General features: G+C 61.9%; 23 protein-coding genes and 1 pseudogene. 8 read left to right on the top strand and 16 right to left on the bottom strand.

Going from position 1 to position 24,263, the window contains the following annotated elements; genetic code table 11:
* Window positions 1-17 precede the first annotated feature (17 nt).
* From Q0P60_RS08375 to Q0P60_RS08365, 3 genes and pseudogenes are all read left to right on the top strand, one after another.
* Window positions 18-848 (top strand): alpha/beta hydrolase, encoded by an 831-nt coding sequence (locus Q0P60_RS08375; RefSeq protein ID WP_294990972.1) that lies wholly within the window; start codon window positions 18-20, stop codon window positions 846-848.
* Between the two features lie 176 nt (window positions 849-1,024).
* Complete coding sequence (locus Q0P60_RS08370; protein WP_294990970.1) at window positions 1,025-1,720, top strand: type 1 glutamine amidotransferase domain-containing protein; 696 nt, start codon at window positions 1,025-1,027, stop codon at window positions 1,718-1,720.
* 1,610 nt (window positions 1,721-3,330) lie between these two features.
* A pseudogene (locus Q0P60_RS08365) lies at window positions 3,331-3,603 on the top strand (tyrosine-type recombinase/integrase); the annotation flags it as partial.
* A 218-nt stretch (window positions 3,604-3,821) separates the two neighbouring features.
* Here Q0P60_RS08365 and Q0P60_RS08360 read toward each other — a convergent pair.
* On the bottom strand, window positions 3,822-4,115 hold the full coding sequence (locus tag Q0P60_RS08360; protein WP_188218411.1) for a metalloregulator ArsR/SmtB family transcription factor: 294 nt from the start codon (window positions 4,113-4,115) through the stop codon (window positions 3,822-3,824).
* Window positions 4,116-4,286: 171 nt separating this feature from the next.
* On the opposite strand from Q0P60_RS08360, the gene Q0P60_RS08355 reads away from it, so the two are divergent.
* The 5 genes from Q0P60_RS08355 to Q0P60_RS08335 are packed head-to-tail and all read left to right on the top strand — an operon-like array spanning window position 4,287 to window position 7,322.
* Entirely contained in the window at window positions 4,287-5,228 is a 942-nt protein-coding gene (locus tag Q0P60_RS08355) for an MBL fold metallo-hydrolase (RefSeq protein WP_294991354.1), read from the top strand.
* Entirely contained in the window at window positions 5,225-5,665 is a 441-nt protein-coding gene (locus tag Q0P60_RS08350) for a YeeE/YedE family protein (protein ID WP_294990963.1), read from the top strand. Before Q0P60_RS08355 ends, Q0P60_RS08350 begins: the two co-directional genes overlap by 4 nt.
* Window positions 5,662-6,093, top strand: a complete 432-nt coding sequence (locus Q0P60_RS08345) for a DUF6691 family protein (RefSeq protein ID WP_294990960.1) — start codon at window positions 5,662-5,664, stop codon at window positions 6,091-6,093. The genes Q0P60_RS08350 and Q0P60_RS08345 overlap by 4 nt, the downstream gene beginning before the upstream one ends.
* Window positions 6,090-6,527 carry a TIGR01244 family sulfur transferase gene (locus tag Q0P60_RS08340; protein WP_294990957.1) on the top strand — a complete coding sequence of 146 codons (438 nt, stop codon included), beginning with the start codon at window positions 6,090-6,092 and terminating at the stop codon, window positions 6,525-6,527. The genes Q0P60_RS08345 and Q0P60_RS08340 overlap by 4 nt, the downstream gene beginning before the upstream one ends.
* 18 nt (window positions 6,528-6,545) lie before the next feature.
* Window positions 6,546-7,322, top strand: coding sequence for a sulfite exporter TauE/SafE family protein (locus Q0P60_RS08335; protein ID WP_294991351.1), 777 nt, complete (start codon window positions 6,546-6,548; stop codon window positions 7,320-7,322).
* A 57-nt stretch (window positions 7,323-7,379) separates the two neighbouring features.
* Here the strand turns inward: Q0P60_RS08335 and Q0P60_RS08330 are convergent, their stop codons facing one another.
* From Q0P60_RS08330 to Q0P60_RS08260, 15 genes are all read right to left on the bottom strand, one after another.
* Window positions 7,380-8,483, bottom strand: a complete 1,104-nt coding sequence (locus Q0P60_RS08330) for a DUF2254 family protein (protein ID WP_294990954.1) — start codon at window positions 8,481-8,483, stop codon at window positions 7,380-7,382.
* Window positions 8,484-8,486: 3 nt separating this feature from the next.
* Complete coding sequence (locus tag Q0P60_RS08325) at window positions 8,487-10,184, bottom strand: BCCT family transporter (RefSeq protein ID WP_294990952.1); 1,698 nt, start codon at window positions 10,182-10,184, stop codon at window positions 8,487-8,489.
* A gap of 105 nt (window positions 10,185-10,289) precedes the next feature.
* Window positions 10,290-11,387 carry a hypothetical protein gene (locus Q0P60_RS08320; RefSeq protein ID WP_294990949.1) on the bottom strand — a complete coding sequence of 366 codons (1,098 nt, stop codon included), beginning with the start codon at window positions 11,385-11,387 and terminating at the stop codon, window positions 10,290-10,292.
* A 213-nt stretch (window positions 11,388-11,600) separates the two neighbouring features.
* On the bottom strand, window positions 11,601-12,590 hold the full coding sequence (locus tag Q0P60_RS08315; RefSeq protein WP_294990946.1) for a sensor domain-containing diguanylate cyclase: 990 nt from the start codon (window positions 12,588-12,590) through the stop codon (window positions 11,601-11,603).
* Between the two features lie 149 nt (window positions 12,591-12,739).
* A complete protein-coding gene (locus Q0P60_RS08310) occupies window positions 12,740-14,113 on the bottom strand; it encodes an EAL domain-containing protein (RefSeq protein ID WP_294990943.1) in 1,374 nt (457 codons plus the stop codon).
* A gap of 292 nt (window positions 14,114-14,405) precedes the next feature.
* On the bottom strand, window positions 14,406-15,794 hold the full coding sequence (locus Q0P60_RS08305; protein ID WP_294991346.1) for an ATP-binding protein: 1,389 nt from the start codon (window positions 15,792-15,794) through the stop codon (window positions 14,406-14,408).
* 17 nt (window positions 15,795-15,811) lie between these two features.
* Complete coding sequence (locus Q0P60_RS08300) at window positions 15,812-16,486, bottom strand: response regulator transcription factor (RefSeq protein ID WP_049455266.1); 675 nt, start codon at window positions 16,484-16,486, stop codon at window positions 15,812-15,814.
* Between the two features lie 24 nt (window positions 16,487-16,510).
* Window positions 16,511-17,173 carry a hypothetical protein gene (locus tag Q0P60_RS08295; protein WP_309250475.1) on the bottom strand — a complete coding sequence of 221 codons (663 nt, stop codon included), beginning with the start codon at window positions 17,171-17,173 and terminating at the stop codon, window positions 16,511-16,513.
* Window positions 17,154-18,014, bottom strand: coding sequence for an SDR family oxidoreductase (locus Q0P60_RS08290; protein ID WP_294990938.1), 861 nt, complete (start codon window positions 18,012-18,014; stop codon window positions 17,154-17,156). Before Q0P60_RS08290 ends, Q0P60_RS08295 begins: the two co-directional genes overlap by 20 nt.
* Window positions 18,014-18,688, bottom strand: a complete 675-nt coding sequence (locus Q0P60_RS08285; RefSeq protein ID WP_125425959.1) for an iron-containing redox enzyme family protein — start codon at window positions 18,686-18,688, stop codon at window positions 18,014-18,016. The genes Q0P60_RS08290 and Q0P60_RS08285 overlap by 1 nt, the downstream gene beginning before the upstream one ends.
* Complete coding sequence (locus tag Q0P60_RS08280) at window positions 18,685-20,175, bottom strand: AMP-binding protein (RefSeq protein ID WP_294990933.1); 1,491 nt, start codon at window positions 20,173-20,175, stop codon at window positions 18,685-18,687. Before Q0P60_RS08280 ends, Q0P60_RS08285 begins: the two co-directional genes overlap by 4 nt.
* Window positions 20,172-20,831 carry a thermostable hemolysin gene (locus Q0P60_RS08275; RefSeq protein ID WP_294990930.1) on the bottom strand — a complete coding sequence of 220 codons (660 nt, stop codon included), beginning with the start codon at window positions 20,829-20,831 and terminating at the stop codon, window positions 20,172-20,174. The genes Q0P60_RS08280 and Q0P60_RS08275 overlap by 4 nt, the downstream gene beginning before the upstream one ends.
* A 218-nt stretch (window positions 20,832-21,049) precedes the next feature.
* A complete protein-coding gene (locus tag Q0P60_RS08270) occupies window positions 21,050-21,427 on the bottom strand; it encodes a hypothetical protein (protein ID WP_294990927.1) in 378 nt (125 codons plus the stop codon).
* Between the two features lie 1,237 nt (window positions 21,428-22,664).
* Complete coding sequence (locus Q0P60_RS08265) at window positions 22,665-23,315, bottom strand: hypothetical protein (protein ID WP_294990925.1); 651 nt, start codon at window positions 23,313-23,315, stop codon at window positions 22,665-22,667.
* 142 nt (window positions 23,316-23,457) lie between these two features.
* A complete protein-coding gene (locus Q0P60_RS08260) occupies window positions 23,458-24,216 on the bottom strand; it encodes a hypothetical protein (RefSeq protein ID WP_294990921.1) in 759 nt (252 codons plus the stop codon).
* Window positions 24,217-24,263 lie beyond the last annotated feature (47 nt).

Raw genomic sequence — 24,263 nt, 5'->3', positions numbered from 1 at the left:
CTATCTTGGAGAGCGAGATGAGCTACGTAACGACAAGCGACGGCGTCGAAATCTACTACAAAGACTGGGGCCCGAAGAACGGCAAGGTCATCTACTTTCATCATGGCTGGCCTCTGACCAGCGATGACTGGGACGCGCAGATGCTGTTCTTCGTGAACAAGGGATTCCGTGTGGTGGCCCATGATCGGCGGGGGCATGGTCGATCCACGCAGGTATGGGATGGACACGACATGGACCACTATGCAGATGATGTGGCAGCCGTAGTGACCCACCTTGGCGTTCAAGGTGCCACGCATGTCGGCCACTCAACAGGTGGCGGAGAGGTGGTCCGCTACATTGCCCGTCATGGGGAAGACAAAGTGTCCAAGGCGGTCCTGATCAGTGCCGTCCCCCCGCTGATGGTCAAGACTGCTGGAAATCCCGAAGGCACTCCCAAGGAAGTCTTCGACGACTTCCAGGCTCAGCTCGCCGCCAACCGTGCAAAGTTCTACTACGACGTCCCTGCAGGGCCGTTCTACGGGTACAACCGCCCTGGCGCCGAACCCTCTGATGCCGTGATCTGGAACTGGTGGAGGCAAGGGATGATGGGCGGGGCCAAGGCGCACTACGATGGCATCGTCGCATTCTCGCAGACCGATTTCACTGAGGACCTGAAGGGAATCACGATCCCCGTACTGGTAATCCACGGGGATGACGACCAGGTTGTGCCGTATGCCGACTCCGGGCTGCTGTCTGCCAAGCTGGTGAAGAACGGAAAGCTCAACACCTACAAGGGCGCACCGCATGGCATTCCGACCACGCATGCCGATCAGGTCAACCAGGACCTCCTTGATTTCGTGAATAGCTGAAAAGCTGGGGTGTCGCACACCCGTGCAGTCAGGTTGCATACGTGACAGCCGTGTACGCACGGCTGTCCGCTTGAGGGGTGCACCTGCCCAATCCGTCCCTTCCAGTCACTGCATGCGACATTGCACTTCTAGTGCCTGCAACCGACATGATGGCTGGCGCGCTTCGAGGATGAGCGATGACCAAGCGAGTACTGAACGTCGTTACAAATGTCTCCCACTTTGAGAACCCTGCGCATAGGACAGGGCTTTGGTTGTCGGAACTGACGCACGCCTACGACGTGTTTGCTCACCACGGCTACGAACAAGTTCTGGTGAGCCCTCAGGGCGGCCTTTCGCCACTGGAGCCCCGCGCACTCAAGTGGCCTCTACTGGATCGTTCAGCTCGAAACTGGTTGGAGCGTCCCGATCAGATGTCCCTTCTGGATAGCACCCTCAGCCCTGCCCAGGTGGATCCAACGATCTTCGATGCAATCTACTTCACCGGCGGGCACGCGGTGATGTGGGACTTCCCAGAGTCGTATCCACTCCAAGAGATCACTCGCATCATCTATGAACGAGGCGGCATTGTTTCGGCGGTCTGTCATGGATACTGCGGCCTTCTCAACACCCGGCTCAGCGGGGGCGAACTCCTCGTCAAGGGGCGGCGAATCACCGGGTTTTCCTGGACAGAGGAAATCCTGGCGGGTGTTTCCAAGGAGATGCCTTACAACGCCCAGCAAGAAATGTCTTGTAGAGGTGCACTCTACGAAAAGGCAGTTCTTCCGTTCGTGCCAAAAGTTGTAGTCGATGGAAGACTTGTAACGGGGCAGAATCCGCAATCAGCCAAGGTGACAGCCAAGGCAGTAGTGGCCGCGCTAGATGGCAACAATTAGTTTTCAAGCCTGTTCTGCATTGGCCAGCCTCGGCGCAGGAGTCAAAGCCTTGGGGAGGAAATCGCATATCCACCATACGTGGTTGCATTCCGACGCTTGCCATTTCCTCGGATGGGCCATCCCAGGACGACTGGGGCTGAGCTCCTTCCCCAGTTAAGAAGGCGGCTCGCGCCCTACCCCTGATAACGCACGCTTATCGATAAGACGAGGAACGGAGCCTGGCCGAAACCGGCTTGCGAATCGGTGGCATGATAAGTCGAACGCTTCGGCCGATCCAGGCGCGACAAGGGGCTTCGGTAGGAGACGAAGCGTAGTCGCCGCAGCGAAATCGATGAAACGCTGAGCAAACTCCAATTCGTAGTCGAATTGAGCTTGAAGCGCGTCGGCATTCCTACGCTACTCCAGACGATCGAGATCAGGGTGCTGGCACAAGCACGATCGCAATAGCCGATAGGTGCTGTCGCAATGGTGCGCGACGGGTGCGTCCGACGAGGTCGTTGTCATGCAAGGACCGATGCTTTAGTTTCGAGTGCCTGCGACGTCTTCACAGAGGGATGTCCGGAGCAGCGGCCCAGCGCCTTCGCTTTGACCTAAGGAGCTTTTCCAGAAGCCGTTCGCTGCGCCGCCCCATAGCCCTGACTAGATCGTACTCTTCCCTTTGAACACGACCCTTGTCACAGAGGCCGATATCCTTCCGTACGTCTAAGCGCAGATGCGTCGGGCAACTCCAAGTTGTACCGGGTTGGTGCAGCGCCCAGTGCGAGGAATAGCTGAACGGGTCACACAGCATCGACTGTCTGTTGGAGCGAGGAACCAGCGATTGTAGTCGTGCTAGGTTCGCAACCCATGCCTCAAAAGAGCTGATGTAGCTAGCTGCCGCTGCGTGCAGATCCGGCAATCGCATCGGAACCTCGGATCGTGGATGTACTCCCATATCAAATTTCAGCGAGCTTAGTTCCTGGCGCCGCAGCAGAAGCCATAGCGCGTACGCTTGACCGGCGCAGCACAAATGCGGCTTGAGCGTAACGGGGCGCCAGCTAAAAGTCCGAGCACGGCGCATACGTAGGGGCGCCGCCCCTACACCCCGCATCGCTACTCCCGACAACGCAGCCACTCACCCTTGGCATTTCGTAGTTGTTCCCAGCCGTTGCTCAGAGCGCTGCCATAGGCAGGCATGCGGACAATCTCGCTCGATGGCGTCGGTATGCCTTGGCGCCGAGCTTCACTTTGGATAAGCGAACGTTCAATGTCTGTGCAGTACAGCCGGATGCGTGGATCCGCATGCTGCTGGCATTTGAGCGGCTCGGCGCCGGGATTGCTAGCCTTAGGTGTCGTAGCTGTGTATCCGGGCGGCGGCTGCGTCCCCACGGCCGAGCGTAATTGCTGGGCAGCGGCGCCGTAAGACAGCAAAAGTAGAGCAAAGGCCACTAGATTGAGGCACCTCATTAACCGCCCTCCCCTTTGCCGGCGATGCTTGGAAACGGATTGTAGGTCGGGGTAAGCAGTCCCGCGGGGAAATCTCTCAGCCTTAGAACCATCTCATGGAAGTGGGCCTGCGTGAGCACGATTCTCTGGCCTTCTCGAAACCACTTGAGTACCTGTAGTCGGCATCTTACTTGTTCCCTGGACTGAGGGATGGCCACCTCTCAACGCGACAGTACGCACGCATTGTGGGCTCGTGGGTTACAGCTATTGGACTCGACCGCAACAGCTACGGTACCCACAGCATGCGACGGACCAAGGCATCGCTGATATATCGCCGCACCAAGAATCTCCGCGCAGTTCAGATCCTGCTGGGCCACACCGAACTTGAGAGCACTGTGAGGTACTTAGGGATTGAGGTTGAAGACGCATTGGAACTGGCGGAGCAAACAGAGGCCTAAGGGGAGAGTATCTAGAGGAACCGCGGCCTCCTTAGGGCAATCTGGAGGCCGCTTTCGGCCATTAGCCGACAGCCACCCCATGCCTGATTAACATCCCAGACCACGGCTGACCTTGAGCTCGATACGGTCAATGAGTTTGGGAGCGCTACGGCAATGGCCTAAGCCCCCTCCCTGGTCAATGACTCTAGCCTGTCCCTTCTCGGACGTCCTAGGGCACTTCACGTTGATGTATCGTCCGCACAGAAGATCCCATGCATCGCGCCCAGCAATGCTGCAACGCGCGGGTCTGCCATGCGGTAGATGATCGACCGTGATTCCCGTCGGGTCGCTACAAGCTTTCGCTGACGGAGTTCGGCCAGTTGCTGGGAGAGCGCCGGCTGTCGAATGCCGGTGGCTTCCTCCAGTCCGCCCACCGTCATTTCACCTTGCGCGAGCTGGCATAGCAGCAACAGGCGCGAGGGGGTGGCCATGAAGCGCAGCAACTCGGCCACTTCGGGCACGCGCTCCTTCATCGTGGCTAGGTCAGACGGGCTGAATGGGGGGCTGGTCACAGGCAATGGCAACTTGGGCGGCTGATGTGATGCGAACACCATGGGTAAGCCGTGCAATCTAGCATGTTTCAATAGTTGCACATATTACGTAACTATGTAATTCTCAGGCCACGAAGCCTCCTGGAGCCAGTCATGATTCCATCCGTAGCGGTAGACGCCCCCCTGGATCAGGCTGTGCGCCTGGTCAGCGATGCGCGTGCCGGCCTGTTTCCCTCGCCTTCCGTGAAGACGTTCTTTGATCCTGCTACGTTCACTGCCAGCCACGTCGTACGCGATCCAACGTCTTCAGCGTGCGCCATCATCGACAGTGTCCTGGACTTCGACATGGCCGCAGGCCGCACGTCCACGTCCTCCGCATCGGCGTTGGTGGACTACGTACGTGCCGAGCGCCTGCAGGTGCAATGGTTGCTGGAAACCCACGCGCATGCCGACCACCTGTCCGCGGCTCCATGGCTGCAGGAGCAGGTGGGAGGCGCGCTGGCTATTGGCGAACACATCACCGCAGTCCAGGAAACCTTCGGCAAGGTGTTCAATGCCGGTACTGCGTTCAAGCGGGATGGCAGCCAGTTCGATCGCCTGTTCGCTGACGGTGCCTCCTTCCGCATCGGTAATCTGCAGGCGATGTCGCTGCATGTGCCAGGCCATACCCCCGCTTGTCTGGCGTACGTGATCGGCGACGCCGTGTTTCCTGGAGACACGCTGTTCATGCCGGACTACGGCACCGCCCGATGCGACTTTCCAGGTGGCTCGGCGCGCCAGTTGTATCGCTCGATCCAGCGCCTGCTGTCCCTGCCCGACGCCGCCCGCGTATTCCTGTGCCATGACTACAAAGCCACCGGCCGGGACCATTTCGCATGGGAAACAACCATCGGTGCCGAAAGGACAACCAACCTGCATGTGCACGAGGGCGTGAGTGAAGCCATGTTCGTGGAACTGCGGGAGGCTCGTGATGCCACGCTTCCGATGCCACGGCTGATCCTGCCGTCAGTGCAGGTCAACATGTGCGCCGGCCATCTGCCCGAACCCGAAGAGAACGGCGTGCGCTACCTCAAGCTGCCGGTGGACCTGCTATGACGCTCTCTCATCTGGCTTGGTATTGGCCGCTCGCTGGCGGTGCCATGATCGGAACAGCGGCCGGAGCCTATCTACTCCTTCTCGGGCGCGTTGCTGGCATCTCGGGTCTGCTTGCCAGGACACTGGGCATGCCGGGTGACGGCGGACGCAGCAGTGCTGCCCTCTTCCTGGCCGGACTTGCCCTGGCGTCAGGCTTGGCAATGGCGGCCAGGCCCATACCCCTGCCGCCGCTCTCCGCAAACGGAGCAGTGGTATTGGTGATTGCCGGACTGCTGGTGGGTTACGGAACTCGCCTTGGCGCTGGCTGTACCAGTGGGCACGGTGTCTGCGGACTAGGCCGGGCATCGCCGCGTTCGGTGGTGGCGACCTGCGTGTTCATGCTCGTGGGCATGGCCACGGCGACCCTGGTACAGATTGCGACCGGAGGCCCGGCATGATCCGTCTTGCCGCGTTCCTGTGCGGCGCACTCTTCGGATTGGGCCTGGTCGTATCCGATATGGCCAACCCAGCCCGCGTGCTTGCTTTCCTTGATGTGAGCGACGCCTGGGACCCCTCCTTGGCGCTGGTCATGCTAGGCGCTCTGATTCCTTCCGGCGCAGCCTACCTGTGGATACGCGCCCGAGGAACACCACTGCTTGCCGCGTCGCTGCACATTCCCACCCTTCGCATCATCGATCGGCGCCTGGTCATCGGTGCGGCGGTATTCGGCCTGGGTTGGGGACTGGCCGGAGTGTGTCCCGGCCCGGCCATCGCGTTGCTGGGAACCGGCCAGCCCTTCGCGATCATCTTCGCCACGGCAATGATCGCTGGTGTGCTCCTGCATGGACTCATTCATCGCCCCACTGCAACTACGGGACAACCATGAACCTCAAGCCACTCTCTGCCAGCCTCAAGGTGTCCGGTCAGCTCCTGCCGGAGGATATTGAAGCCCTGAAGGAGCTGGGCTTTGCCAGCGTGATTTGCAACCGGCCCGACGACGAACAGCCGGAGCAGCCCAGCCACCATGCGCTGCAAGCTGCCTGCCACCAGGCGGGCATGCAGTTTGCCTATCTTCCTGTAGTGCCTGGCGTCATTACCGATGATGAGGTGCATACCTTTGCCAATTTGATCGACGCGCTGCCACGCCCTGTTGCCGCGTACTGCAGAACCGGCACCCGTGCTGCGATGCTTTGGGCGCTGTCGGAAGTCGTTCACAATGGAGCGTCGTTTGCCCACGTCCTGTCTGTTGCTTCGGACGCGGGCTATGACCTTTCCTCCATCGCAACACGGCTGCAGCAAGGACCGGCGTCCGGCGACTGACATATGGAAACGCTATCTCTGCTGCAGTGGGTGCTGGGCGGCCTGTCTGGCATCCTGGCCGGCTTCGTCCTGGGGGTGGTCGGCGGAGGCGGATCCATCCTGGCGGTACCACTGATGCTCTACGTGGTCGGAGTGGACAATCCGCATGTGGCAATCGGCACCAGCGCCCTGGCAGTGGCGGTTAATGCGGTGTCGAATCTGGTGATGCATGCCCGTAGAGGGAATGTTCGTTGGCCCTGTGCCTCGGTCTTCGCCTTGGTGGGGATCGCGGGCGCATACCTCGGTTCCAGCTTGGGCAAGGCGTTCGACGGCAAGAGACTGCTGGCACTGTTTGCTGTGGTCATGGTTGTTGTCGGCATCGCCATGCTTCGCAGGCGCAACTCGCCTGGACTCGCAGATGCTCGGCTCGGCAGACGCAACGCGCCAGCTCTGATTGGACTGGGCGCCACCGCCGGCGGGCTTTCCGGCTTCTTTGGCATTGGTGGAGGTTTCCTCATCGTGCCCGCACTGGTGGCCGCGACGGGAATGCCGATCATCGCCGCCGTCGGAAGCTCGCTCGTCGCCGTCGCCGCATTTGGCATGACCACCGCACTTAACTACGCGCATGCAGGTCTGATCAACTGGAAGCTCGCGGCAGTTTTCGTCGTTGCCGGCATGGCTGGCGGTGTTGCGGGTGCAGCAACTTCGACGAAGCTCGCCAACTATCGTGGAGCTCTGAACACGATATTTGCAATACTGATCTTCATTACTGCCGCATACATGCTGTGGAAGGTGAGCTGGCCGGCTATGATCTAGACCACAGCCGAGCACTGATAGCCAGCGCAGCGCTTCAAAGGAATTGATAGGAAGATACTACGAACGTTGGTCCACATCTTCCAGAGTCAAACAAGATGCGACGACTCGAAGCGCCTTGCGATCAGCTTCGAAATCCATGGCCAATAGGCCGCGCTCCAGTGCGATGCGGGCATGCGTCTGTGATGCAACTCTTGTCGCTTCACCAGTGTGGCTGGACCATGCACAGAGCAGCCTGACACAGGTCCCGATGACGTCGATGCAGGTGCCAGGGTCGTTCACCGCAGGTGACATGGCTCGCTGGGCAATTTCCGCAAGCACGACCAGCCCGAATCGTGGGTCATTCTCGATGGAGCGCGCGTCACTGAAGGAAATGGCTGAGATCACTTCACTCTGCACTTCCGCAAGCGGGCTCCCTTCGCTGGCTATCAAGGGACGGGCTGGGGTCGCGAACGTACCCGGCTGGCAGAGCAGATGAACGCGCAGATCATGTTCCTGTGCAATGTCGTCGATCCGGGCGACGTCGACATGTTCAACGTAGGCTACCTGACCGCCAACCAGCAGTATCGCCCCCTCCCCTACCGGGACCGCACTGGCTCCGCCGAGCCGAGGCTCCGCGGCGCGGCGCTTCATTGCCGCTTTGGTCGCCCGCTCCACCAGATCGATGGTTTCGCCAACGCGGCCAAAGCGTGAGAACTGCTCGGCAGCCCTGAGCAACGTCACTGTGATGACGATGATGACCGCGATGGTTGCCCCGAACAGCACAAGCCGGCCGCTGTCTCCGTAGATGCCGGTGCTGAGCGCGATCAGGCCCACGATCGAGAACAGAAAGGCACCAATGAAGGTGGCCAGCGCACCTTGGGCCCGGGTGTCTTCGATCAGCAGGCGGGCCGCGCGCGGGGTGGCGCTGCTCGACGCGGACCCGTAGGCCGAGACCATGGTGGACAGCGAGAAGGTGGTGACCGTCAGCATCGACGCGGCAAGTATGCCAAGAATGTTACCGACGGAATCGGCGCCGATCCGTGCAGCAAGGCCGGAGGGAATGAGGAACTTCAGGAACGCACCGGCCAACGCCGTGATGATGCCCAAGGCGCCATACAGGGTCGAGCGGAACCACATCCGCTTGGTAACTGTGCTCGCTGCAAGCCTCAATCTGGTGAGCACGGGCTACGTCCTGGGCAGTTCGACCATCAATAGCACGGGCGGGCGCCGAGGCCATGTCAACGCACGGTTACGCCCGGCCCAAGGCAGATGCCGCTCCTCCGGGCGGCATCTGTGTACGGATTCTACGAGCGCACCTTGTCCAGGAACTGACGGTGGCGCTCGACTGATCGAGCACATCGTGGATGAGCTGAACCTTGGTCCACCCCGTGACGTCGTAGTCCTGCCCGCCCACCCGCAGATAGACCTCCGCGCGGTAATGGCGGGTACCCTCGCTGACCGGTCGACGGGGATCCTGCAGGGCGAACGTCGGCGGCTCATAGGGCTGGGGCCGCACGGAGTAGAAGAAGTCCATCTCCTCGCCATGCCCAACCTGCAGCCACGCACGACCATCCTCCCTCTTGGAGACCTGGACCGGCAAATCCTGCTTGCGCAGCTCAGCCGCAACCTCTTCCAATGCAGGAATGACGCGCTGCTCGATGAGGTTACGAAGAACAGCGCAACCAGGATGACCGCCAGCGAAGAGGTCAGCATGGTCAGCGGCAGGTGCTCCAGGAACTCGAAGAGCGCCATCGAGCTGTCGGTTGAGACCGCCTGCACCAACTGCTGGACGCCCTCTGCCCGTAGCAGGTGCAACGCGGTGTTGCCGTAGATGGTTATCCACAGGAATGTGAAGCCAAGCGGCACAAGCAACACCCCCACCACGAACTCACGGACGGTGCGTCCACGTGAGATGCGCGCGATGAACGTGCCTACGAAGGGCGACCAGGCAATCCACCAGCCCCAGTAGAACAGCGTCCAGCCACCCAGCCAACCCGTGGGTTCGTACGCATAAAGGTTGAAGGTCATCGAGAACAGCTGGGAAACGTACATGCCGGTGTTCTGCACCAGTGCCTGCATCAGGTGCACGCTGGGTCCACAGACCAGCACGAAGGCCAGCAGCGCCGCCGCCAGGATCATGTTGAGCTCGGACAACCTGCGTACGCCGCTGTCCAGGCCAGCCACGACCGAGCCAGTGGCCACCAGTGTGATGACGGTGATCAAGCCAACCTGAGCGAGCGTACTGACCTCCAGGCCGAACAGGTAGTTCAGGCCGGCGTTGACCTGCATGACGCCCAGCCCCAGCGAGGTGGCCAGGCCGAAGATGGTACCCAGCGCGGCAAACGTGTCTACGGTATGTCCCAACGGGCCGTGGATACGGTCACCGATGAGCGGATACAGCGCGGACCGTACACGCAGAGGGAGATTGTGCCGGTAGGCAAAGTCCGCCAGGGACAGCGCTACCACCGCGTAGATCGCCCATGCGTGGATGCCCCAGTGGAAGAAGGTGATGCGCGTGGCCTGGCGGGCAGCGGCGGCCGACTCGGGCGAACCGACCGGCGGCGTGGCGTAGTGCATGATGGGCTCGGCAACGCCGAAGAACATCAGACCGATGCCCATGCCAGCAGCGAACAACATGGCGAACCAGGAGCCGTAGCTGTAGTCCGGCGTACTGTGGTCAGGGCCGAGCTTGATGCGGCCGTAACTGCTGATGGCGACGCCGACGACGAAGACCAGGAAGCCGGCTACTGCAAGGATGGTGAACCACCCTGCATCATTGGCAGCCCATGATTTGGCCGCGGTGAACCACCGCGTGGCCGTATCGGGCGCGATGGCAGCAAGCGCCAGCAGCGCGATGACGATGGCTGCCGTGGGAATGAACACCTGCGGAAGCATCCGCTGGCGAACGGGGGGATGTTACGGAGCCGTGCTCTGCATGGATACCTCCGTGCTATTGGGTGAAATAGCCTCCGGCTTGCGCGAGGCCGATCAGAAGTAGAAGCCGATGTTGAAATTCAGACGTGAATGCCAGCGGGAAGGGCCTCCTTCGTCGATGCCGATACCATCACCGCCGGCAAACCACATGTTGCGGCCAGCGATCCAGTCGACATAGGTAAGCATGATGCCTTTCTGCAGGCTGCAGCCGGTCACGTTCTGCCACGAATCACGTAGGCCCGCGCGGTGCCCGACCGGGCGGGTCATGCTCAGGTTGTTATAGCAGGTGATGTCATCCATCCAGCCCTTCTGGCCGAACGAATAGGCGATGTTGGCGCTTGGCACATCCGCCTGCGCTGCAATTTCGAAGGGGGATTGGAACGCCGACATCGCGATGCGATCTCCGGGTACGTCATAACGGTACCGCGCCCACTGCAGCTGCGCGGTCCAACCATCGCGCTGCCACTGTGCATGAAGGGCAGCGCCCTGATGACCGTAGTGATGCCGTGTCTGAGAATTCTGCACCTTGCCAGCAAACGCTGATGCGCCCAGCAGCAGTTCGCCGCCGCCCCAGTTGCGCGCGTTCTCCACGCGTGCATGCAGTCGTTGCCGCTCGCGATACGGCAACGCCTCGGTCTGCGCGACATCAAAGGAGTAGCGATCGTAGCGAGCCCCGGACCCGTACTCGTCTCCGGAAAACCAGCCAAGATGCCAGGTTGTGCTGCCGCTGCGGTGAATCATCACAAGGCCAGGATCGTAATCATCCTCGATGCCCAGGTAGTAGCCGGAGCCAAACCAGAAACTCTGCGAAACGGTGGGGAGCAGCCCGAACGGAATTTGCTGGATACCTGCTTTCAACTGGGTAGCATCGGAGAACTGCCAGCCCGCGTAGGCGTGATGCACGGCGTCGAAGCCATCGTACCAGCGGTATTGGGCGGAGAAGAAAAACGGTCCGGTTCCAGCGTCAAGGTCTGCACGCATCAGTTCAAGCTGAAGGCGGCTGGTCGGCCCGTAGTCGAGCCAGCCGTAATTGAACCTTACCGCACCACCAGGCTCGAAGTAGGAGTCGCCGTTCCGACCAGGTTCGGATGCCTCTGTGGGTAAGGAAACGCTGGCGAGCAAGGCGATGGCAATAGAGGAAATTGCTCTCACGATCGGGCTGTCTGCCTCTGTGTTCTACATGCGAAAGCGCGCCAGTGTAACGTTGCATGTTGTGAAGAGCGCGTCGGCCGATGGCCGACGCAGCGCAGTTCCGTGTCATCAGGAGTGGAAAGTGTTCCCGGCGAACGAGGCGACCTTATCGTCAGACGTCGGCAACGATCATGACGTCAGCGATTGACGTCGACCACGATGCGTTAGGTTTGCTCAGCAATCTGTGCCGCAGCTCGCCGTGTTTTTGCCGTGTCGCTTGGCGTCATACAGGGCCTGGTCCGCTCTTGCGAGCCACTCTTCGGCACTGGTCGTCGGGGGCGAGGCAGCAATGCCGATGCTCACGCTCAGGTCCAGCATTGCGGCATCACTGCCCGTATCAACGTGGAGCAGGCTCCTGATCTTCTCTGCCAGCAGCATGGCCTCAGCCGGCGTCTGCCCGGCGAGCAGCAGCGCGAACTCATCTCCGCCCAGGCGCCCCGGTGTGTCGCCGGGGCGTGACACGCTGCGCAGGACCGCAGCGATACGACGCAGTGCTTCATCGCCGGTGCGATGGCCCAAGGTATCGTTGATGCGCTTGAAATCGTCCACGTCCAGCATCAGCAGGCAATCCGTCCGGCCCAGGGCGCGCCCCGCTTCGATCATCTGCTGGGCGCGGTGCATGAGGTAACCGCGATTGGCCAGTTCCACCAGTGGGTCCATTCGGCTGAGTCGCTGCAACTGCCGGTTCTGTGACCTGACCCGGCGCGCAAGACGCCAACTCAGTGCACTCAATCCGATCCCGTAGACAAACAGGAACGGAAGGCTGAGCAGGAATGTTCGGGAAGAAGTGGCCGGCTGCCAGGGCGTGCCCATGGCAAGCCATGCAGCAAGGAAACCGAGCAGAAGCGCAGCCGTGGCCTTCAGCGCCAGCCGTGCACCGCCGGCCGCGATCTTGTCTGCCACTAGCAGCGCGGCGAAGAGCGCGCTGGGCACCGCGCTGACGGCCATGAAGGCGATCCATGCCCCGCCCAACAGCGAGTCGACGACCATGCACCGGAACTGCACGACGGCGGGCCGGGTGGCGCGCCTTGTCAGCAGCTGTGCAATGGCCGGCCAGACCAGCGCGTTGACCAGAAGAAACACGAATGCCAGCCTGCCCATGCCGCGCTCCAGGCCCACCGATGCAATGGGGAGTGCAGCCAGCGAGGCGCCTACGAAGCGCATCCATCCAATCCGGCGGGCAGCCCCCATGCCCTCAACCGCAACCTCGTCCGAATCAGTGAAGAATGGCATCGCGTCCCCCACCCGTATCCATGATGTCCCCAGGCGCCTTCTGCTCTTGTGCAGTCTGTCGCTTTGCTGTCAACGGCAGGTCAACGCACGTTGCGGCGGCTAGTATCGCTCCCGCCTGAGATGGTGGTGCCAGCCGTCAGTGACCGCTCACGCTCGCCGATGCGGCGCGATAAAGCCATGCTGCGACGCTCCTCCAGCCATGCGTAAAGCATGGGCAGCGGCATCGGTTGCGCGAAGAAATAGCCCTGAAAATACTCGCAGCCCAGCGTGATCAACAGGTCGCGTTGCTCCACCGTCTCGACCCCTTCCGCCAGCGCGTTCATGTCCATGACCTGGGATATCTCAACAATCTTGCCCAGAAGGCGTTGCGCACTCTCATGGGTGGTGACCTCCTGCACGAACTGCCTGTCGATCTTCAGCTTGCGAATGGGTAGGGTCCGCAACGTGGACAGGGACGAATAGCCCGTGCCGAAATCATCCAGTGCCCAGGTCACGCCAAGTGCCTCAAGATCAAGCATTCGGTCGATCATCTCTGCCGTATCGGTGGATAGTGCGGATTCGGTGAGTTCCAGTTCCAATAAGGCTGGGTTGATTCCGCTTTGGTTGACCAACTTGGCTACCGAGGGTACGAACGCCTCATCCAAGAGTTGAACCGGACTGATGTTTACGGCCACCCGCATGCCACGCGTATGGACATGACCGGCCCATCCAGCGAGCAGCTCGCAGCCCTGCCGAAGCACCTCCAGCCCTATTTCGTTGATCAATGCGCTTTCTTCGGCCAGCGGAATGAACGAGTCTGGCGATAGCATGCCCGCCGACGGATGCCGCCAGCGAACCAGTGCTTCAACGCCGATCACGTCGGCGTCGACATGCACCTGTGGCTGGTAGTGAACCTCTATCTCACCGTTGCGCACTGCACGTCCGAGCTCACGCTCCAGGCGTAGGCGCTTGCCGATATCCAGTCGGTGGATGCCGAAGATCGCCGCCAGAAGCACCATGGATATCGCCGTGTTGAAACGCGCGCCCCAGTGGCGAACCTCTACTGGCGGTGAGATGCCTGGCGCAATTCGATCGAGTGCCCCCAGCGCAAACGCTGCAAACATTGCCAGGCAAAGCAACGGAAACACCAGGGAGCCATAGCGTTCGCGCGCTTCGAATGTAAAAGCAGCACCTGCGGCCAAGGGCAGAAGGAACAGGTGAACCGAGCGTGGCACGCCTGCGATGGGCGCATCAATGGCCGCGATCGCACAGACAGCTGCCAGCACTCCGTGGGCGACGATCAGAATGGACGCACCGTCACTGCGCTTGCTTCGGAGAAGCGCGAGGAAACCTACGGCGATCAAGCCGACAAATACAATGGATAGCTCGGCCCGTCCGAAATACAGGTAACAGGATGTCCAGGCCAGGCCCAGGCAGATGCACGAGATGCCCGCGAGTGACAGTATGGCGGACACCTTCTCGCGGCGAGCACGCCTCTGAATTTCAGAGCACCACGCCCAGCGTCTAACGCGCGACCCGTCATCACCAGTGCCTCCTCCGACGCCCCTTCCACTTCCCTGAATCCGCCCATGCCCGGCAATGGCAGTTCAGCCGTTGGACAGCATCACATGCTGGAGCGAGGTGGCATGCCTGAGAATATCAAAGCAACGCAGGACACCCAAATGTCGGTTTTTTGGCGCATGCCGCAGCATGTATGGCAGCAGTGCAGTACACCTGAGGGCCCTGCCAGGCGCGGTCACCTGGCAATCAGCTGTCAGGGGCGCCTTGATAGGCCGAGCCTGCTGGCCAGCTCACCTTCACCTCAAGCCCGCCCAGTTTCTGTGAGGTGCCCAGCGTCACACCCGCGCCGTGGGCATCGGCCACCTCCCTGACAATGGACAGCCCCAACCCGCTGCCCTGCACCCGGCTCCCCAGCGTTCGGTAGAAGCGGTCAAAGACGCGATCGCGCTCTTCCTCGGCGATGCCCGGACCGCTGTCGGCAATGATGAGAAACACCCTGCCCTCCTCCTGCATCACGCAGACATTCAGGCGACCGCCGACGGGGGTGTAGCGCACGGCGTTCTCCAGCAGGTTGCGAACCAGCGCGCTCAGCGCGGCCTCATCACCCCTGATCTCCGCGCTGTCCAGCTTTAGTTCGATGTACTGTCGATTTACGGAAAGGATAGGACGCAGCGCATCCACCTCCATGCCGACCAGGCCATCCAGGCTCAGGCGCACCGAAGTCAATCGGGATACGGCTTCTGCGCGGTTGAGTGTGAGCAGCTGCGAAGCAAGGCGCTCCAGCCGCGCCACTGAGTCGCTGACCATCTCCTGTGCGCGAACCCTTCCTGCATCGTCCGGCGCCATGCGTGCGTTGTCTGCATGCACTTTCAGCGCACTGATCGGTGTGCGCAACTCGTGTGCGGCATCGGCTACAAACCGCCGCTCACGCGCCAGTGCCTCGTTCAGTCGCCCAAGCAGACCGTTCACTGCCTGCACCAGTCCTCGCGCCTCGCGCGGCACGTCAGCCGCGTCCAGTGGCGACATGCGCTCGGGATCACGCCTGCCGATCTGGTCCGAGACGCTCTGCAGCGAGCGGGTCACGTAATTGACGCTCCACCAGATCACCAGCGCCATCAGTGGCAGCGCCAACAGCAACGGCAGCAGGGTGCCTCCTGCAATATCTTCGGCCAGCTCTTCGCGGATGTCCGACCGCTCGCCAGACTGGAACCATCGGCCCCCACGGGTCTGAAGCGTGAAGGTACGCCATTGTTCGCCGTCGATTACGGGACTGGCGTAGCCGGCCACCAATGCAGCCAATGGCCGGGTGGGAGCGCTGTCCGAGCGGAGCAACAGGCGCTGCTTCGCGTCCCATACCTGGAAGGCAAGCTTGCTCTCATAGGCATGTCCATCGCTGAACGCCAGCGCGTCGCCCACGCCTTCCGCGTGCCCGTGCCAACCACGCAGCACAATGGGGTCGCCAGGAAACGCAGTCAGGTCACTCAATGGCTCATCTACCAGGCCCATCAGTACCCGCGTGGACTGCACCAGCCGGGCATCGAACATTTCCCCCGCTTCCTGTAGGCCGGCGCGATAGCTGAAGAATCCAGCCACGGCCATCAGAACCGCCAAAGTCCCCAGCAGGGTCAGCAGCAGAGTGCGTCGCATCGACCTCATGCATCCGGCTCCGGCGACTGCCCCAGCGCATACCCGATGCCTCGCACGGTACGCACGATCGCAGGGTCGACCTTGCGCCGCAGCTGATGCACATGAACATCCACTGCGTTGCTGGCGACGTCCTCATCCCAGCCGTAGAGGTGCTTCTGGATCGTTTCTCGCGCCATTGGCCGCCCGTTCTGCTCCATCAACAATCTCAGCAGCGAGAACTCGCGGCGGGTCAGATCCAGCGTCCGTCCTTTCCATCGCGCCTCCAGCGTCGCCGGATCAAGATGGAGGTCACCGGCGTCCAGCGTGGGATGCGAACGTCCGCTGCTGCGCCTGACAAGCGCGCGGACGCGCGCCAGCAGCTCGGCGGTATCGAAGGGCTTCCCGAGGTAGTCATCTGCTCCAACGTCCAGCCCGAGCGTACGGTCGGCCGGGCGTTCGCGGGCACTGAGGACCAGAATCGGCACCGGGTTTGCCGCCGCCCGAAGGCGGCGGATCACTTCGATGCCGTCTACCCGTGGTAGACCCAGATCGAGCACCACCAGATCAAAATCCCCATCCTGCGCAGCCAGGAGCGCGGCCGTGCCGTCTTCCACCCAGTCCACGGCGAAGGCGCCCCGTCGAAGCGCGGTCCGGATGCCTTCACCCAGGGAGCGGTCGTCTTCGACGAGGAGGATGCGCATGAGGGCAGTGTCCAGTCGCGGACTTCACTTTGCAAGATGGCCCATCACATCGTGCAGCTTGGCCTCGATCTCATGCCGGCGGCCGGCATCGGCCACATCCCGTCCTGGCCGGGCTGGTGCTGCCAGTGCCTTCTGCAGCGCCGCCTGCGCTGGGCCCCACTCCTTCTGATCGCGCAGGAAATCGCCGTAGAAATAGTTGGCATCGATACCATTGGGGTCGATATCCAGCCCCTTCTTCAGCATCTGCCGCGCCTGATCGTCATCGCCGAAGCCCAGCGGCCAGCCCGGTACCTGGTAGTAGAGTGCGCCCAGACTGGTATACGCCGCGCCATCCAGGGCCCGGGGATCCAGTTTCAGTGCGGCCTCGAAATCGGCGCGGGCCTGCTTGACCAGGCTGAGTGCGCCCATGCCACCCTTTTCGCCCGCAAGGCTGGACAGCACGATGCCCTCCCAGATCAGCGCACCGGCATCCCTGGGGGCCGCCTGCCGGGCTTGCGCGGCCTGCTTGGACAGGGCCATGAACGCCGCCTCGCGCTGCGGCTTGGGCGTCTGGTAGTTGATCTGCGCCCAGCGGTCACGGATCTGCGCCACCGGCACTGAAGGTTCGGCGGCCACAGCGACCCCGACCAATACGGCAGCGGCAATAAGAATGAGATAGAACATGGTCTTACCCTGCGTGCGCTTCATGGGAGGTGTCCTTGCTGGGAGGGGATGCGGAAGAACTCGCTGCGGTGGTGCCACTGCTGGCATGGCGCCTGACGATGGGTAACTGTTTGCGGAGGCTACGGTCCACCAGCTCTGGCAGCAGGCCGTTCAACCGAGCGAACAGCCGCTCTGGCCAGCCAAGCTGCAAGCGCGGATTGCCAGAGCGCAGTGCCTGCAGCAAGGCCGTTGCGACCTTCTCGGCCGAGTCGTGGGAAACGCCCAGTTCGGCGTTCATGGCATCCACGGCGGCGCTGTTGAAATCGGTGCGGGTGGCGCGTGGTGAGAGGTACTGGAACTTGACTGTGCTGCCGGCATACTCGCGGCCCAGACCTTCGACCAGGCCGCGCAATCCGAACTTGCTGGCGCTGTAAGCGGCAAAACCCGGGAAGGCCAGGCTGCCGAACGTCGAGCCGAGAACGGCCACGCTGGCGTGCGACTGCCGCTCCAACAAGGGCAACAAGGCGCGGATCAGCAGCATGGAGCCAACCAGATTGGTCTGCATCATCTGCTCCAACGCCTGCTCTGTCTGTGCGCCGAACAGTCCGAAGGCGGCGCTGGCATGGCCTACGACCAGCACCGAAGGCGGCCTGGATAGCGCATCAATTTTCGCCAGCAACGCGCCGCGGCCCGCCGCCGTGGCGATATCGGCAACGACCGGTATGACAGACCCTTCCGGCAACGTGTCAGTGAGCGCCTGCAGCCGATCGTGGCCCCGCCCCACCGCCACGACCTGCGCGCCCTCGCCCACCAGGCCGCCGCAGAGCAACCTTCCGATGCCGCCGCTGGCTCCGGTCAGAACGACCGTACGTCCACGCAGGTCCATCAGGCAGCCTCCGCAGTACGCGCGCCGCCACTGCGCAGGGTGCGGAAGATATCGCCGTAGAGCACGTAGAAGCGGCGTGCCGCATGGATAACGGCCTGCTGGTCGCTGGGATCATCCAGCCTGTCCATCAGCGATTTGAAGAAGCCGACATGCTCGATATCCAGATCGCCATGCGAAAGCAGATAGCTGAAGGCGTTGCGCGGAAGATCCAACGACGTCTGCAGGGTGTTTGCAGCCTGCGTTGCCAGCGCCACACTGGTGCCCTCCAGCACCAGTACCATGCCAAAGAAGCCCACAGGGTTCCCGCGCTGGATGGTGTCGTAGGCGTAGCTGACCATGAGTTCGGTGGCCAGTGCGGGTTCGGATGTTGCAGCAGCGGACCGATCACCGCCGGCACCTGCAATATCGTCCAGCACCCATTCCTGGTGGCCCATCTCTTCTTCGATGTACTCACCGATCGCGGTCCGCAGCCATTCCAGGCGCGCAGGCAGGCGCGAGCCACAGGCCATCAGCAGCGGTACCGTGTGGCGCACGTGGTGGTACGCCTGTTGCAGGAACGCCAGATAGTCACCGCGGTCGATGCGGCCCGCCAGTGCGTCGCCGATGATGGGAATCTGCAGCAGCGACTGGCGCTCGCTGGCGGTCTGGGCAAGAAGGTGATCGTGGAAGCTCATGCAGGGTCTCCGATGGTGCTGAACGCAGGGCGCCGGTAGGCGGCGTCGATCACTGCCTGGTAGTGGGCGAGGATGGCCTCGCGACGAATGCGACCATTGGCGGTCAACAGACCGGCGTTCGCACTGAATGGCGCGACGGTGACGTAGCGCGCGATGCGGGCATAGTCAGGCAGGCCGGCGTTGATGGCGGACAGCGCCGCCTCGAGCGTGGCGGAGTCCTGCTGCGCGAAGCGCGGAACCAGCAATGCCACGTTGTCGGCCTGCCCTTCCCCCCAGACCAGGGCCTGCGCGATGGCCGGGTGCAAAAGCAATTCGCTCTCCACCCATTCGGGCGACACGTTGCGGCCAAACGCGGTGATGAAAACGTTCTTGCGCCGCCCGGTCACATGCAGGAAGCCGTCGGCATCGATGTGTCCCAGATCACCGGTGTGGATCGACCCCTCCGGCAGCGATTCGCCGCCCAGATATCCCAGTGCACGCGCACCGGACACCACGATTTCTCCGTCCACGATCTGTACCCGCACGTGTGGAAGGGGTTGGCCCACCGTGCCATCGCGCTGGGCGCCAGGACGATTCAGGCACACCACCGACCCACACTCGGTCAGGCCGTAGCCTTCGAACACCGGCAGCCCAAGGCGCCTTGCCCGTGCCAGAAGTCCGGGGGAAACCCGGCCTCCACCCACGGCCAGGTATCGCAGCGATGCCGGCAGCTCAGCGCCCTGCTCTGCTGCCATGACCATGGCCAGGAGCAGTTGCGGCACGAGGATGATGCTCTCGGGGCGGTAACGATTGAGGCAGCTCAGCAGCGTGCGGACATCCAACCCTGCTGCGCCGGTGTAACCGATCTCCTGCAGGGATGGCAGCGCGATCTCGGCGCCCGACAACAACGCCGCGTACAATCCCGCGACGTTCTCCAGGAGCGTTGACAGCGGCATCAGGCACAGATGCCGGCGTGGTGCGATGTCACCTGCGGCGTCTGCCAATGACGCGGCGGTGGCCATCAACGTTCCGGCAGAAAGGCATACGCCGCGTGGGCGCCCTGTGCTACCCGAGGTGTAGGTTACGCAGGCCGTGCCAGCCGGCAGCGTACTACCAGCAGGAGCGTCCAGGGCTAAGCCGTGCGCACTCAGTGCCGGCAACGGCATGGGTGCGGCCGTGATCCCGCACGGCGGCGGCGTGCCCTCCGCAACCACCAGCAGCTGGGCACCGCTGGTCTGCAGTGCGTGCTGCACTTGATCATCGGAGAAGAAGGTGGGCAACGGTACGTGCACCACTTCGGCAATGCGAAGGGCCAAGTCGAGCACCAGCCAATCGGGGCCGTTGTCCAGGCGACTGGCAACGCAGGTGATACCTGTCCGCTGCAGCCACTGTGTCAGTTCCAGTACGCGAGAGCGCAGCTCGGACGCACTCAGCGTCTCCTGAGCGGTCAGTACTGGCTGGCTATGCTGCTGCAGCAGGCGCAGGACGTGCTGTGCATCAACACTCATCCGGCCACCCCCACGGTACTGGCTGCATCCATTGGGTCTATCGAGCAGGCCTTTCCGCCAAGAAAGGCGATGCCCTCGCGGATATCGCCGCACATCACGCGCGGTTGCGATTCATAGTAGCGGCCCCAGTCGCCCGCGCTGTCGCCCATGCGCTCGGCACGCGCGGGCACCAGTTCGAGCGGTGCCAGATGCAGACGGACGAACGCGTTGCGCAGCTGTTGGGTCGCCACGAACATCACCCAATCCACTTCGGCGGCGCGCAGGACCCAGGCCAGCTGCACGATCAGCTCGCGTGCGATGCCCGCCGTCGACGCGGCAAAGTGGCCCACTTCGGCAATCTGCGCTCGCCGAGGTGCACTGGAAAGGTGCTGCGCCAGCACGGCCTCGACGGGCGCATCCAGATAGTGCTCCACAAACAGCGGGCCACTATCTGCGTGTCGAAGCCCGACTGCCGCGACCAGTGCTCCCTGCGTATCTCGGTAGGCCAGCAACTGTGGCATGAAGTCGCGGACCTCGGCATCGAAGCGCTGACGATAGGTGTCGGCGATGAAGGACTGCACCTGTCCACGCAGCGGATGATCAGGCCCGATGAGGGTTGCTTCGGCAAATCTGCCCGGATGCGGGGCCATGGGAATCGGCGCTGGGATCATGTCCATGGGACAGCATCCTGAAGCGCGCCGATTAAGGCAGAATTAGGCCGTTGTTAGCCGATTGTTAGCCATTTGATCGGATTTCGTTCCCATGCTCGGTTTCAATACAGGTCTCTTGGACTAGAGAACCAAGGCGAGCGTCAGTGCGACGACCAGTGCCACCGTCAGCAGAAACGAGCCGAGTAAGAAGCCAAATGCTTGGAGTGGCCCGGTGCCGTTCAGTGCTACGAAGGTGCGCGTGCGCGCCCACAAATACCATGCAACTGCCAGCGCTCCGATCCCAACACCCCAGCGATGCGCAATCTCCCACCTGCAGAGCCAGCTGCCTGCGAAACTGCAAGCAGAATCACAAATGGACACGCAATGAACGCCTGTATGGAAAAAGGCTCCCGCAGCGTGTCGCGGTTGATGGGCAGGCGCTGTCGCCACAGCGTGCTTAGCGCCGCCCCCAGGGCGAAGATGCAGAAGGCAGCCGAACGGGTGAGCAGCAGCCCCTGCTCACTCCCAAACAGCAGCTTGCCTTCGGGTCCTGATACCGCGAGGGGGGCGGTGCGCGTAGACATTTCCAATGCGTGCGCCAGCACCACTGACAGAATCAACATCAGCACAGGGCTGATGGCATCGGCGAATCGTTGTTCCGGATCTTTGGAGAACTCTCGGCGCCTGTAGTGCGCTACCTCGCCCGGCTACACCAGCGCCCTCCACAGGGTCCGCGGGTAGAACACCAGCCACCCTACGAGTTCATAGAGGAACTCCTCAAGCGATCGCAGCAGTCTGATGAGATCCATAAGAGCCCCGGATCAAATGGTTGAAGGTGAGCTTACTCTCCCTGCCGCCCGGGGCCGAATGGAGTTCAGCTGTCCGCCAAACCATTGCGTTAAGCCTTGCTGAGTCGAGTCCCCGCCAGGACATTCGCACCGGCACCAACGGGTGAAGTCAATTTGAGGATTCTTAACAGTTTATGCTGTACGCTGGCCGCGCTTGGCTCCTCTTGGGCGCGAACCCTTCGCCTCCGTGTCTAGCCCCTGACCGGCACGACACATGACCTCTCCAGCTGCTTTTCGGATCCTGAGTATCCGTCCTTTGCTGCGCCTCAACGGAACGATCGAGCGCGTCGAGACGCTTCAGGCCAAGTGCGGCGCATGTGGGGACGAGTCACGCATGTTCCGGGGATGCGGACTTGCCGATGTAGAAGGTGGCCTCGAACTGACTTGCCCGGCCTGCAGGGCGACAGGGGGCTTGTCCACTGACCGAGCATGGAGTCTCTGGGGGGAACAGATGAGGCGAGACAGGGTGCTGGCGCTGGCAGGGCTGACGCCCGACGATCTGGATCTGATCTAGGTCCGGGATCACCTCTTGGTACCCGCGCCGAAGAGCCGCCGGAAGTCGGACGCCGGCAACCGTACGTCCTGCGTGCTTTTCGAGCACAGCCGCTTGAATCTCGCCAGCTGAAGACGGCGCATACTCCTGACTGCGCCACCGCCTGGAGGGCCATCACGTGCCCCGGGGTCGCGCAACGGCAGGTGCCTGCCCGTTGCGCGATCATGAAGTTCCGTTGCGCCTTGCTCAAGCATCAGCCGCAACACTTGGCCCTCGACGTCTGCGAAACACTTAAATGCTCTGGATTCTTGCATTTTGCTCGCTGAAACAGCCATTTCCGGGGCGCAACAGTACAAACAAGTACCAAGATTGCGAAATGGTGTATCGGGCTGCTACGGCCTTTGTCGGCTCCGCAGGCCAATGGCTGCGGCTCTGGCTTGGCTCTTGCCTGCCTGCTCATTCCCCCAACAAGGATCAGCTTGCAGCATGATCGAGATCGATCCCCACGACCGCACAGACCTAACTGGCCCTTGGGCTGGGTTCGGCTTCCAAGCTGGGCATATGTTCACCCAACCCATCGCGGGACAGGCTGTTGACGAGCAGGAAAGCCGAGCGGGACTCACTAAGGGAGACGAAATGCCAAAAACTTCCAAATGCCACCATAACGAATATCACGCCAGCGAAGACCAGTGACCCGCCATCGCTGCCCTCCTGCCGACTCCAAGTCAGAATCGAGCCAAATCCGATAACACAGAGTACAAGATAGCCGATCAGGCACGCCGCCATTTCGAGCTGGAGCCAAGGGCCTATTCCACGCCAACGCCTTATCCAGACCACCGCCTTCTGCTCTTCGTCGAACTCGAAGAACCTGGAATTCATCGCAAGCTTGCGCAGCTTTACCGATGGCCACTTCAATGCCGCGACATGGCGAATCAACCCCGCCGACATGGACGATCCGGACAGATGCCGAATGGCTTCCTCCAGCCACAGATCATCCCGCTCAAGGCTCCCCTCCTTCCATATCTCAAGGAATTCCTTTCGCCGCTGATGCCGCCCGTGAACCAATGCATGGAAGCCCTTGATCAAAGGAGCCACACACAGTGCAGCGAGGGCCAAGATGGCAACAAGGTCTCCGCCCTTCAGCACGCTGGAAATTTCCGTCGCGTCCAATACCTCTCCCCCTTCACTTGAATGAAATGCAGCTCGTGCGCGACGGCACTTTGGCAGCAGCTCGTCTCAGGGAATGAGAACGCAAGCCACCTGGAGGTACGCCTCGCTACAAGCACTACATTCAAGGGGACTCAGGCGACCCTCACGTTCGCTCGACACCTTGCGCCACCGGCGTTGAGGCTTGGGCTGCCGCCTCTGGCTCCTGCACAGACCCCTCAAGCAACGCGACATACGTATCCAGGCGCATGCGTTGCGCGATCAGCAGGCAACCCACCAGATAGAGGAGCCCCATTGCGAATATGAGAAGTGCCCCGACCCAGCCGATGTCGAAGGCGCTTGCCCAGCCGTCCGCTCTCCAGCTGCGCAGCTGCAGGAAGAGCGCGACCAGCAAAGGGAACGGCCCAAGGCGCTGCAATCCGCCATACACCAGATCCATGCGATCCATCATCCTGGATCGCAAGCTGCTGACGTACTTGAGTCGCTGCTGACGCTGTTTCTTAGGAAAGCAACGCAGATCGGATATCACGGACTGCCAGCGGAGAAAATCGCCATCCATCTCTCGAGAGTGGGATAGTCGTGGTTGGACGTACTGCCGGTACTCTCGGCATGCAGTAAGGATTCCACCGATAACTAGTCCGCATATCTCCACGCCCAGGCAGATCGCGACGACCGGCAGTAAAAGGTCCTTGCTGAGCCATCGATCCAGACCCAGCCCTACCAGCAGGCCGGCAACTCCGGCACTAACACCCACCCGGAACGCCCACGCCTCCACCTTCCCCGCTTTCGGGTAGATGCTGTGCTCAACCAGCCCCTGCACCCGCCCATAGAGCCACTGGAAGGTCAGTTCCTGTGTCTCGGCCGCTGCTGGCGGATCAATGCCGCCCCCTGCCTGCATGTCCATCGCGTCCCCTGCCCCATCGGCGCGAATGCCGATCGCAGCATCGTAGC

The organism is uncultured Stenotrophomonas sp., assembly GCF_945952405.1.
Lineage (GTDB): Bacteria > Pseudomonadota > Gammaproteobacteria > Xanthomonadales > Xanthomonadaceae > Stenotrophomonas.
This window is presented reverse-complemented; position numbering and strand designations above follow the sequence as displayed.

Excerpts from the sequence above, each read along its gene's own strand:
- Q0P60_RS08375 (WP_294990972.1), top strand. The coding sequence starts at position 18 with ATGAGCTACGTAACGACAAGCGACGGCGTCGAAATCTACTACAAAGAC.
- Q0P60_RS08370 (WP_294990970.1), top strand. The coding sequence starts at position 1,025 with ATGACCAAGCGAGTACTGAACGTCGTTACAAATGTCTCCCACTTTGAG.
- Q0P60_RS08360 (WP_188218411.1), bottom strand. The coding sequence starts at position 4,115 with ATGAAGGAGCGCGTGCCCGAAGTGGCCGAGTTGCTGCGCTTCATGGCC.
- Q0P60_RS08355 (WP_294991354.1), top strand. The coding sequence starts at position 4,287 with ATGATTCCATCCGTAGCGGTAGACGCCCCCCTGGATCAGGCTGTGCGC.
- Q0P60_RS08350 (WP_294990963.1), top strand. The coding sequence starts at position 5,225 with ATGACGCTCTCTCATCTGGCTTGGTATTGGCCGCTCGCTGGCGGTGCC.
- Q0P60_RS08345 (WP_294990960.1), top strand. The coding sequence starts at position 5,662 with ATGATCCGTCTTGCCGCGTTCCTGTGCGGCGCACTCTTCGGATTGGGC.
- Q0P60_RS08340 (WP_294990957.1), top strand. The coding sequence starts at position 6,090 with ATGAACCTCAAGCCACTCTCTGCCAGCCTCAAGGTGTCCGGTCAGCTC.
- Q0P60_RS08315 (WP_294990946.1), bottom strand. The coding sequence starts at position 12,590 with ATGCGCTTCGTAGGCGCCTCGCTGGCTGCACTCCCCATTGCATCGGTG.
- Q0P60_RS08300 (WP_049455266.1), bottom strand. The coding sequence starts at position 16,486 with ATGCGCATCCTCCTCGTCGAAGACGACCGCTCCCTGGGTGAAGGCATC.
- Q0P60_RS08295 (WP_309250475.1), bottom strand. The coding sequence starts at position 17,173 with ATGAAGCGCACGCAGGGTAAGACCATGTTCTATCTCATTCTTATTGCC.
- Q0P60_RS08290 (WP_294990938.1), bottom strand. The coding sequence starts at position 18,014 with ATGGACCTGCGTGGACGTACGGTCGTTCTGACCGGAGCCAGCGGCGGC.
- Q0P60_RS08285 (WP_125425959.1), bottom strand. The coding sequence starts at position 18,688 with ATGAGCTTCCACGATCACCTTCTTGCCCAGACCGCCAGCGAGCGCCAG.
- Q0P60_RS08280 (WP_294990933.1), bottom strand. The coding sequence starts at position 20,175 with ATGAGTGTTGATGCACAGCACGTCCTGCGCCTGCTGCAGCAGCATAGC.
- Q0P60_RS08275 (WP_294990930.1), bottom strand. The coding sequence starts at position 20,831 with ATGGACATGATCCCAGCGCCGATTCCCATGGCCCCGCATCCGGGCAGA.
- Q0P60_RS08270 (WP_294990927.1), bottom strand. The coding sequence starts at position 21,427 with ATGTTGATTCTGTCAGTGGTGCTGGCGCACGCATTGGAAATGTCTACG.
- Q0P60_RS08260 (WP_294990921.1), bottom strand. The coding sequence starts at position 24,216 with ATGGACATGCAGGCAGGGGGCGGCATTGATCCGCCAGCAGCGGCCGAG.